Annotated in this window: 12 protein-coding genes; 8 read left to right on the forward strand and 4 right to left on the reverse strand. The window is 61.0% G+C overall.

The window, feature by feature from the left end; translation table 11 throughout:
• Nucleotides 1-60 precede the first annotated feature (60 nt).
• Both XI09_RS09400 and ligD read right to left on the reverse strand, forming a co-directional pair.
• Nucleotides 61-186, reverse strand: coding sequence for a hypothetical protein (locus XI09_RS09400; protein ID WP_271566588.1), 126 nt, complete (start codon nt 184-186; stop codon nt 61-63).
• The gene (gene ligD / locus XI09_RS09405) at nt 186-1,106 is read right to left on the reverse strand and encodes a non-homologous end-joining DNA ligase (protein ID WP_271566589.1); all 921 of its coding nucleotides are present in this window, start codon (nt 1,104-1,106) and stop codon (nt 186-188) included. The genes XI09_RS09400 and ligD overlap by 1 nt, the downstream gene beginning before the upstream one ends.
• Between ligD and XI09_RS09410 the strand changes: the two genes are divergently transcribed.
• The 5 genes from XI09_RS09410 (at nt 1,106) to XI09_RS09430 (ending at nt 4,570) form a co-directional block, all read left to right on the forward strand.
• On the forward strand, nt 1,106-1,300 hold the full coding sequence (locus tag XI09_RS09410) for a DUF3606 domain-containing protein (RefSeq protein WP_271566598.1): 195 nt from the start codon (nt 1,106-1,108) through the stop codon (nt 1,298-1,300). The genes ligD and XI09_RS09410 overlap by 1 nt on opposite strands.
• 507 nt (nt 1,301-1,807) lie before the next feature.
• On the forward strand, nt 1,808-2,254 hold the full coding sequence (hspD, locus tag XI09_RS09415; RefSeq protein ID WP_271566590.1) for a small heat shock protein HspD: 447 nt from the start codon (nt 1,808-1,810) through the stop codon (nt 2,252-2,254).
• 72 nt (nt 2,255-2,326) lie between these two features.
• Nucleotides 2,327-2,650: a hypothetical protein gene (locus XI09_RS09420; protein WP_271566591.1), complete on the forward strand. Its 324-nt coding sequence runs from the start codon at nt 2,327-2,329 to the stop codon at nt 2,648-2,650.
• Nucleotides 2,651-3,121: 471 nt separating this feature from the next.
• The gene (rpoH, locus tag XI09_RS09425) at nt 3,122-4,066 is read left to right on the forward strand and encodes an RNA polymerase sigma factor RpoH (RefSeq protein WP_271566592.1); all 945 of its coding nucleotides are present in this window, start codon (nt 3,122-3,124) and stop codon (nt 4,064-4,066) included.
• Between the two features lie 12 nt (nt 4,067-4,078).
• Complete coding sequence (locus XI09_RS09430) at nt 4,079-4,570, forward strand: Hsp20/alpha crystallin family protein (protein WP_271566593.1); 492 nt, start codon at nt 4,079-4,081, stop codon at nt 4,568-4,570.
• 232 nt (nt 4,571-4,802) lie between these two features.
• Here XI09_RS09430 and XI09_RS09435 read toward each other — a convergent pair whose 3' ends face one another.
• Complete coding sequence (locus tag XI09_RS09435; RefSeq protein WP_271566599.1) at nt 4,803-5,066, reverse strand: hypothetical protein; 264 nt, start codon at nt 5,064-5,066, stop codon at nt 4,803-4,805.
• 269 nt (nt 5,067-5,335) lie between these two features.
• On the opposite strand from XI09_RS09435, the gene XI09_RS09440 reads away from it, so the two are divergent.
• Nucleotides 5,336-6,376, forward strand: a complete 1,041-nt coding sequence (locus XI09_RS09440; RefSeq protein WP_271566594.1) for an IS110 family transposase — start codon at nt 5,336-5,338, stop codon at nt 6,374-6,376.
• Between the two features lie 738 nt (nt 6,377-7,114).
• Here XI09_RS09440 and XI09_RS09445 read toward each other — a convergent pair.
• Entirely contained in the window at nt 7,115-7,369 is a 255-nt protein-coding gene (locus tag XI09_RS09445) for a hypothetical protein (protein WP_271566595.1), read from the reverse strand.
• A 226-nt stretch (nt 7,370-7,595) separates the two neighbouring features.
• Between XI09_RS09445 and XI09_RS09450 the strand changes: the two genes are divergently transcribed.
• Nucleotides 7,596-8,546: an ArdC family protein gene (locus XI09_RS09450; RefSeq protein ID WP_271566596.1), complete on the forward strand. Its 951-nt coding sequence runs from the start codon at nt 7,596-7,598 to the stop codon at nt 8,544-8,546.
• A 134-nt stretch (nt 8,547-8,680) separates the two neighbouring features.
• Nucleotides 8,681-9,608: ParB/RepB/Spo0J family partition protein (locus XI09_RS09455; RefSeq protein WP_271566597.1), on the forward strand; the 928-nt coding region annotated here is incomplete at its 3' end.

The following is a 9,608-nucleotide window of genomic DNA, read 5'->3' on the forward strand; positions in this document are numbered from 1 at the left end:
TGGTTGCTCGCCGCCCATCTGAGGCTCCTAACTCGCCGCTTGGCCAGACCCTGAAAACGTCTACGCTTTTTGAGTCAGGCTCTCAGGAGCGAGCTCCATGACCGCGCGATGTAACTCGGCCGGAATCGTGAGCGGACTTTCCGGGGGCTTGTTCGCCCACTGCCAAAAGCGATCGAATGCATCCATCACAGGTCCTCCCGCAGGCCCCGGAAGAACGGGTGCCGGACCTTTCCCTCCGCCGACTTCGCGCGATATTCGACCTCGGCCAGAAGCCTGGGTTCAACCCAGATGCCCTTGTGGCCGATGCGCTTGGCAAAGGGCTGGGTGCTTCGGATGAGGGGTTTTAGCCTTTTCTGCAGATCGGCGGCCGAGACCTTGTCGAAGCCGTGGTCGACTTTGCCGGCGTAGACCAGATCGTCGCCCTTGCGCCGGCCGACATAAAGCCCGTCCCACTTCGTCCCGTCGAGTGCGAAGCCGGCAATGGTTAGCGTTTCTCGCTGCGCGCAGGTCTTCTTGACCCAGTCGTTCGTGCGTCCGGTCGGATAGGCGCCACCCCGGACCTTTGAGACGACGCCCTCGAGGCCGACCTTGCAAGCGTGCGCAAACATCTCGCGGCCGTCTATCTCGAAGCTTTCGCTGAACTGGATGTCCGTGCCGGTTAGGATCTTCTTGAGTTCAGCTTTGCGCTGAAAGAGCGGCAGCTTCCGGATATCCCGGCCGTTCAGATAGAGCAGATCGAACGCCACAAGCGTGACGCTCGTCGACTTGCCCTTGAGCTCGTTCTGCAGGACCGAGAAGTCGGTGGTGCCGTCGGCGGCCGGTACCACGATCTCGCCGTCCACCACGGCCGAGTTCGCTTTGATCTGCCATGCGTCATGGCCGACCTTCTTGAAGCGATGCGTCCAATCATGGCCGCGCCGGGTAAAGATCTTCGCCGCCTCGTTGGCGAGGTGAACCTGGACACGGTAGCCGTCGAACTTGATTTCATGAATCCAGCGCTCTCCGGACGGCACCTTCTCGATCGAGGTGGCCAAGGCCGGTTCGATGAAGCCGGGGAAGGGCGCCTTAACGCCGATGGCCGCCGGTTTTTGACGCGCAAACGCCACTGAAGAACTCCACGCTACAGAAGACGAAGACGGAGCGCGGGCGAAAACAGGACCGGGCCCGGGTGGCTGGCGGGCAAGGTTACGAAGTGCAGTACGAGGCGAAGAAGACCGGAAAGTCGGCACCGGCGGTGAAAAAGGCCGTCAAAAAGGTCGGCAACGCGCGCAAGCGCGTGGAGAAACGGCTAGGACGCTGAGAGCGATACCCGTCGGTCCCTCGGTGCCGGCCTCCTGATGCTTATCTTCGCCGCAGTCTTCTGAAGAAACTGCTGCCAAACCAACTTGTGCAGAATTCGGCTGTGGATGGGCGTCGTCCCAGAACGCAGCTTCGTTCCTCGCCGGGTGAACCTCTTTATCGCATCGAGTGTTTTGGTAGCCCGCCTATCTGGGACAAGGGTTTGCGACCCTCCCGGCACACGCGGGTGAAATCGCGGCGTCTCCATTCTCCGCCACGCTGGCCAGGTTTTTTCTGTAAGTAGAGCCCCAAAGGGCCGCCGGCGGCGGCGTGGAAAATCGTTAACCAAGCCACCTATGGCTAGGCTGAAAATTTTTCAGGCCCCCCTTGAAACCAAAACCGGTTTTTATAATTTTCCAGTCGCCACCGCAGGGTGGTCCGGGCGCCTGATGGGCCCGGGAAACCAGAGACGGGCACCGGTCGTGTCCGGTGCCGCTCGTACCCATTTTGCTCTTTGGAGGATCTGGCTATGCGCAGTTACGACTTCTCTCCTCTTTGGCGTTCGACCATCGGTTTCGACCGCCTCTTCGACCTCGCGGAATCCGCCCAGCGCGCGACCGAGGACAACTATCCGCCCTACAACATCGAACGGCTCGGCGAAGACAGCTATCAAATCTCACTGGCGGTGGCCGGCTTCTCGCCCGACGAAATCTCGATCACGGCCGAGCAGAACGTCGTGACGATTGAAGGCAACAAGCCCGAAAAGGCCGAGCGCGAGTTCCTGTACCGCGGCATCTCGACCCGGCACTTCAAGCGGCAGTTCAACCTAGCCGACTACGTCCAGGTTAAGAACGCCTCGTTCGACAACGGGCTGCTGAAGATCGAACTGGTCCGGGAAATCCCCGAGGCCATGAAGCCGCGGCGGATCGCCATCAACGGCAGCAACGTCCATCAGATCGAAGCCAAGGCGGCTTGAGCGAATACCTGCGGCGGCCCGGCCTCGTCGTGTCGAGCTGCCGCCCACACTCGTCTTAGAATGGAGGAAAACATGCGGCCGACGACCGCCACCCACGACAACGTTTTCGACTTCCAGGCGCTGCTGCACCCCGGCACCGTCTTCGACAATCCCAAGGACGTGGTATCGCATCCGAACCTGACGCTGGCCGAGAAGCGGGCGATCCTTGCCTCCTGGGCTTCCGACGCTTCAGCGATCGCCTCATGTCCCGCGTTGCGGGCTCCGGAAGGACTAAAGGCGCCCGTAAGCATTGACGCCATCCTCGAGGCGTTATGTGAACTCGATGACGGCCCGCGAAACCCACCTGGTGGCACACCAAAGCGCCGGTTCTCGACGGCGCGGGCGCTGGCAGCTTGAGGAGGTACGCATGGACGATATCCAGTTACCTCGTCACGCGATCGACCGTCTGGAGCATCGCTGGGCGAACAGGCTGCAGCAGGACGCGAAGGCATGGAGCGGCGAGAGGGGCAATTCGGTACGGTTACGCCATGTGCAGTCCTACGGTCCGCGAGACATCCCTGTCACCGTCAGACGTTCTCGCCGTGCTGCGGATGCGCCTAGGTTCGAATAGAACCGCAAGACTTCGAAAGCGATGGATGACCCATACGATCTGGTGCTGGGCATGTTTGCTTTGGCGATCGCTGCCGTCATGCTGGTGGCGGGCGAACTCTACCTTGTGATGCGGCCCGATCCACCGCAAACGTACACGCCGCCGCCCTCGGTCGTAACGTCATCCATCAACGGGTACCGTGCGCCAAATTAGGTTTCAAATTTGGGTACGAAAACGCTGGCGATACGCGCTGTCGCATAGAGACGAGGAGGTGGACAATGGGAGGCACTGCATTTGTTCCGATGCTGTCGCTCGACGCCGGGTTGACGCACTATCTTGCGGAAATCCGCAGGTTTCCCATGTTGCAGCCGGACCAGGAGTCGGCCTATGCGAAGCGCTGGCGCGACCATGGCGACCGTGAAGCAGCATATCATCTTGTCACCAGCCATCTGCGGCTGGTCGCCAAGATCGCCATGCGATATCGGGGCTACGGGTTGCCGATTGCGGACATGATTTCTGAGGGAAACGTGGGCCTCATGCAGGCCGTGAAGCGCTTCGAGCCCGAGCGCGGCTTCCGGCTCGCGACCTATGCGATGTGGTGGATCAAGGCTTCGATACAGGAATACATCCTGCGTTCGTGGTCGCTGGTAAAAATGGGCACGAGCGCGGCCCAGAAGAAACTGTTCTTCAAACTTCGCAGGACAAAAGCGGAAATCTCGGCGCTGGAGGACGGCGAGCTCCGTCCTGATCACATCGCGATGATCGCCAAGAGGTTGGGCGTGCAGGAAAACGATGTTGTTGGCATGAACCGGCGCCTTGGCGGTGACGTGTCACTCAACACTCTGGTGCATGCAGACGAGGCCGGCGAAGTGCAGGACTGGCTCGTCGACCCGGCACCTAGTCCCGAAGCCCTGTACGCCGACCAAGAGGAGGCCAAACAGCGGCGTCGGGCGCTCGCCGGCGCCCTGGAAGTCCTCAACCCGCGCGAGCGCTGCATATTTGAAGCGCGGTTCCTGTCCGAACCGGCGGTCAGGCTCGAGGAGCTCGCGACACGATACGGCATTTCACGCGAGCGGGTGCGGCAGATCGAAATTCGCGCATTTGAAAAAGTTCGGGCCGCCGTTTGCGCCTGCCCAACGAGGGACCGCCATCTGGAACAGCGACCAGGGGCGCGGCCAAGCCCTGCTCCGGAGAGCTGCGCCAATAGACAACCGAAAACATGAAAGGAGTAAAAAATGGCACTACGCGATCTCGTTCCGTGGAAGGACAGCTCACGCAATGTGGCCGTGCAGCGCAACCAAACAGGCAATCCGTTTCTTGCACTCCATCGTGAGATGAACCGCATGTTCGACGAGGCATTCCGCAGCTTCGATATCAGTTCGTTCGGCTCGTCCGGGATGATAGGTTGGCCCAGCGTCGAACTCAACGAAACCGATAAGGAAGTCAAGGTTGTCGCTGAACTTCCCGGTCTCGACCAGAACGACGTTGCGCTCGAACTTTCGGACGGCGTGCTGACGATCAGTGGAGAAAAGAAGAGCGAAACCGAAGACAAGCAGCGTTTCTTCAGCGAGCGCTACTACGGACGTTTCGAGCGGCGCATTCCGGTCGATGACATCGACCAGGAAAAAGTCGCCGCGTTGTTCAAGAACGGTGTGCTCACCGTCACGCTGCCGAAATTGCCAACAGCTCAGCGGAAGGTGAAGCGGATTGCGATCAACGGCAAGTGAGGAAGGATCGGGCGCAAGCCCATGGTCCAGCCCGGGCCGATCTGCGCAGTCAGTTCGAGCTGAAGGCTTGACCGTCGATCCCGGCCTCCACCGGCCGCAGGGCAGGGCTCGCCACTTTTTCTGCCGGCCATTGCGCTGGCCCGGGAAGATTCGGCATGCTAGGCGGGAAGGGGCCAGTCCGGCCCGCATAGGGTGGCAACTGGGTCTGGCATCATGCTGGGCGCCGATCCTTCTAATCAGGAGGACATTCTGGGCAGGTGTCACCGATCGAGTTCAGCACGTCGTGAACCTCGGCTGCCGCGGCATCAGGGGAGACGCCTGCTGGCGGGTCTTCACGGGCGTTATCGATCGCTCGCTCCCATGCATGCGGATCGGCGCGGTCCTGCATCCAACCATGCTCCTCGCACTCGCGGATGGCGCCAGCGTTCTGAAGCACGTCAATCGCCCATCCGCGCATTGTCCGTATCGCCGGCCTTCGTTCACTTGTCATAAGCATGGAAATGGCTCCTAAACGGCGAATCGTTTTGTCCGTCATTCGTTCCGGCCGATAACACATGGCTGGGATTCGCAACGGCGGGAGCTCAAGGTTTAGTTCGAATTTTTGACGCACAGACACCCAGTCCCCGAACTTAGTCTTCCTGGCTTTTCGTTTGGGCGCGTGCGGCAAGTGCCGCACCGGGCTCTCGTGTTGGGGTGGACGGCCCCCTTCCGCCACACTGCGTGGCAAGATGAGGTCGTCGCTGACCTCACACGAAGGAGCCGCCCGTGGAAACGATTGTTCGCATCGGTTTGGATACGTCAAAGTGTGTATTTCAGTTGCATGGCGTTGATGGGACCGAGCGGCCGGTTTTGCGGCGTAAATTGAGGCGCGGGCAGGTTTTGGAGTTCTTCAGGCGTTTGCCGCCCGCGCTTGTGGCTCTGGAGGCTTGCGGGGCATCGCACTATTGGGCGCGAGAGCTGCAATCGCTCGGGCATGAAGTGGCGATGATCCCGCCGCAATATGTCAAGCCGTATGTGCAGCGCGGGAAATCCGACGCTGCGGACGCGGAGGCGATTTGCGAGGCGGCAAGCCGGCCAAAACTGCGCAAGAACTTTGTGCCTATCAAAAGCCCCGAGCAGCAGGGCGCACAGATGCTCGCGCGCGTGCGCAACCAGTTCATCGGCAGGCGGACCCAACTCGCCAATTCGATCCGCGGCTACGCCGCGGAATTCGGCTTTACCGCACCCAAGGGGCTTTCGAGGCTTCAGCAACTGCTGATCGACATTCGGGTTGACGCGACAGTCCCCGACTTGGCGAAGGAGTTGGTGGAAGCTTTGGCAACGGAATTGGCGCGCATCGATGACCAGATCGCCAAGCTGGATAAGAAGCTCATGCAACTCCACCGGAGTAACGAGATGAGCCGACGACTGGCGACTATTCCGGGCGTTGGTCCGATCGGTGCGACGCTGCTATCGATCAAGGTCGTGGATGCGCGCGGGTTCAAGTCGGCAAGAAACTTTGCCGCCTGGCTTGGCCTGACACCAAAGAATCACTCTACGGCCGGAAAGAACCGGCTCGGCGTGATCACCCGTGCCGGGGACGGTATGTTGCGAACCGTTTTGGTGGCTGGCGCGACAGCTGTGATCGCCGATATACGCCGACGCGAGAACCGCTCCTGGCCGTGGCTGAAAGACATGATCGCACGCAAGCCGCCGAAGCTGGTGGCGATAGCGTTGGCGAACAAGCTGGCGCGGATCGCCTGGAAACTGATGGTCAGCGGCGAGCGGTACCGACCTGCAAGCAGCGTGACGCCGATGCCGACATAGACTTGAACGAAATCCAGAGCTTGGCGCCAGACCGGTAGGTTTGACGCTGGGGGCGGAACTTGCAGGACAGGAAGAGGTGGTACGTTCGGCGCAAGCCGGTCAGTGAAATGCTCCGCTCGGTTTACCGGCGGAAAATGCCGCTCTCGTGTTTGGATCTCACTGTCCGCGAAGCCCATCTTGGCCGGTGGTCGCAAGACCCGAAACAGGCCGGACATATGAGCGCAAGCGATCCGAGCATGCTGCCAAAGCCAATCCTTGCAAGTCGGGGGCCGTCCACATATGAACCGAGCCGCAAGACGTCTCGGCCGTCCGGCTTCGATCCCTCGCGCGATCATGAGTCGCTCGCCGGAGGCACTCGCGTTAGGGGCCGCCGTCATTTCATGCCGGCGCCGCTATCACTGCCCCGAACGCGGGTGCCTTGTTAACCGGTCTCGCGACTGCACTCGGTCGCGGGTCCCGCCGTCATTTCATGCCGGCGTCGCTATCACTGCCCCGCGCCGGGTGCCTTTGCCTTCGCTTCGCTCCGCGCTCTTCGGGCTTTCATTACTTTTGCGAAAGGAGGCTGCGCTGCCGCGAAAACCATTCTCAGAGAATTCGTGGCGTCACCGTCGCTGGAAGTGGCGGTATTGATCCTTCGCGCAAGAGCAGATCATGCGCCTCGCCGGGCAGAAACGAAAAACCGGACCTTTATGCAGTAGCTAGCTGCACAAAGGGCCGGCCTTATGTTGCCTTGCCGCGCTAGAGAAACGGCTGCAAAGGACATTTAAGATCCTTTGGACAGGTTCGCTTTGCGTCCGGGTTGCGGCGATCCGCAGGCGGCAATCTCTCAGTCGCGGATACGACTACTTCTTTTTCTTTGAAGTCTTCTTTGCCACCTTGTTGGTGGCTGCCTTGGCGGTCTTCTTTGCCTTCTTCGCTTTCTTGGCCATGTCGTCCTCTGTAAAAAACTGGCTCAGTGAACATGCGCACGCCGTGAATCGACATGCGCAACATTGAGACGATATCACAAATGCAAAATTGATACCAACGAGTGGTGAGATCGCTCTTGAGTCGCTCGCCGGGCTTTCATCCCTAACGCCAAGATGCCGCGCGACCGTGAATCCGCTTCTCAAAGAGCGCGTGGCGTCACCGTCACTGAGAGTGAGAGTGCGGGCCGGGTCTGCCGCGACGGGTTGAAGATCGGAGGAGAGGCTTCCGGTGCCCGTCGCGGAGAACCGCGATGTCCAGATACAGCGCCCGAGTTCGTGTCGGCAACAACCGCGCGAGCCTTTACACCGAAATCACCGGCAAGATCATCGCCGAGCTGGAGGCCGGCCGTATCCCGTGGGTGCAGCCATGGGGGACGGCGGCGATCAAGGCGCCGCTCGCGATGCCGCGCAACGCGTCGACGCAGCGCGGTTATTCCGGGATCAATGTGCTGATCCTGTGGGGTGCCGTTATCGAGCACGGCTTTTCCGGACAGAGCTGGCTCACCTTTCGCCAGGCGCTCGCGCTTGGCGGCAACGTCAGGAAGGGCGAACGGGGAACAACCGTCGTCTATGCCGATCGCTTCACCCCGGACGACGAACGTCGGCGCGCCGCGGAGGCCGGCGAGGAGCCTGGTGCCATCCCGTTTCTCAAGCGCTTTACCGTTTTTAACATCGACCAGTGCGATGGCGTGCCCAAGGAGACTGCCGCTTCAGTCGTCCCGCCGCCACCAGGCCAGATTGAGCCCCGAGCTGAGGCGTTGATTGCCGCCACCGGCGCGGATTTCCGTATCGGCGGAGCGCGCGCCTACTACAATACGACGGGCGATTTCGTGCAGGTGCCGCTACCGGCGGCCTATTTCGAACCGATCAATTGGCACCGAACTGCATTCCATGAACTCGGTCATTGGACCGGCCAGGCGTCCCGCCTCAACCGCGACCACTCGGGTTCGTTCGGCTCAAAATCGTACGCGCGCGAAGAGCTGGTCGCTGAAATGGCGGGTGCCTTCGTTTGTGCCTCGCTCGGCATCGTGCCGACCGTGCGTCACGCCGACTATATCGGTTCCTGGCTCGAGGTGCTGCGCGAGGATAATCGCGCCGTCGTGCGCGCCGCGAGTGCGGCATCGAAGGCCGCCGATTTCCTGCTCGCCTTTCTGCCGCCCGCGATCGAGTCCGTCGTCGAGGGCAACGAGGAGGCTGCGTGATGCATCAGCACGCTGTGCCAGGGGCAGTCCCGAGTTGGTGCTGCGCGTCAGAGAGTGAGAGGCGCGCCAGCTTGTCTGTGACGGGTAGGAGGTCGAGAGAGAGTCTTTCGGCCGCCCGTCGTGGAGAAATCGACATGGCAAGCGCCGTTCAGAAAATCAAACTCAGTCCCTCCCGCGATATTCCCTTCAACAAGCTAGTCTTGAGTCAGTCCAATGTCCGCCGCGTGAAGGCTGGCGTCTCGATCGAGCAACTGGCGGAGAGCATCGCTCAGCGCACGTTGTTACAAAGCCTGAGCGTTCGTGCGGTCGTCGATGCCGACGGTCAGGAGACTGGCATGTTCGAGGTACCGGCTGGTGGACGCCGCTACCGCGCGCTCGAACTGCTGATCAAGCAGAAGCGTATGGCGAGGGCGCAACCTGTCCCTTGCGTTATCAGGGATGGCGGCCTCGCCGAGGACGATTCCCTCGCGGAGAATGACGAGCGGGTCGGCCTGCACCCGCTGGATCAGTTCCGAGCGTTCAAGGTGTTGCATGACGGTGGCATGAGTGAAGAGGATATCGCCGCGCGGCACTTCGTCTCGCCAGCGATCGTCAAGCAGCGCCTGCGTCTGGCATCGGTGTCGCCGAAGTTGCACGACGTCTATGCCGAAGATGGCATGACGCTCGAGCAGTTGATGGCCTTTTCCGTCACGACCGACCAGGCGCGTCAGGAGCAGGTCTGGGATAATGTCAGCAGATCCGGCAACGACGAGCCATATCAGATCCGGCGGATGCTGACGGAGAATACCGTGCGCGCTTCCGACCGTCGCGCCCAGTTCGTCGGACTGGACGCTTACGAGCAGGCCGGCGGCACCGTTTTGCGGGACCTTTTCGAGCACGATGACGGCGGCTGGCTTCAAGATGTCCCCTTGCTCGACCGCCTCGTGACAGAAAGGCTCAAGGCCGAAGCCGAGACGATTGCCGCCGAGGGGTGGAAGTGGATTTCCGTGGCCGTCGATTTCCCCTACGGCCATACGACAGGCCTGCGCGAACTGGAGGGCAAACCTGCCGACCTCTCCCCTG

Source organism: Bradyrhizobium sp. CCBAU 11386, assembly GCF_028128955.1.
In the GTDB taxonomy this organism is placed as follows: Bacteria; Pseudomonadota; Alphaproteobacteria; order Rhizobiales; family Xanthobacteraceae; genus Bradyrhizobium.

Bases quoted from the DNA above. Each gene is read 5' to 3' on its own strand.
- hspD (WP_271566590.1), top strand. From the start codon at position 1,808: ATGCGCAGTTACGACTTCTCTCCTCTTTGGCGTTCGACCATCGGTTTC.
- XI09_RS09435 (WP_271566599.1), bottom strand. From the start codon at position 5,066: ATGCTTATGACAAGTGAACGAAGGCCGGCGATACGGACAATGCGCGGA.
- XI09_RS09400 (WP_271566588.1), bottom strand. From the start codon at position 186: ATGGATGCATTCGATCGCTTTTGGCAGTGGGCGAACAAGCCCCCGGAA.
- XI09_RS09430 (WP_271566593.1), top strand. From the start codon at position 4,079: ATGGCACTACGCGATCTCGTTCCGTGGAAGGACAGCTCACGCAATGTG.
- XI09_RS09450 (WP_271566596.1), top strand. From the start codon at position 7,596: ATGTCCAGATACAGCGCCCGAGTTCGTGTCGGCAACAACCGCGCGAGC.
- rpoH (WP_271566592.1), top strand. From the start codon at position 3,122: ATGGGAGGCACTGCATTTGTTCCGATGCTGTCGCTCGACGCCGGGTTG.
- XI09_RS09445 (WP_271566595.1), bottom strand. From the start codon at position 7,369: ATGTTGCGCATGTCGATTCACGGCGTGCGCATGTTCACTGAGCCAGTT.
- XI09_RS09420 (WP_271566591.1), top strand. From the start codon at position 2,327: ATGCGGCCGACGACCGCCACCCACGACAACGTTTTCGACTTCCAGGCG.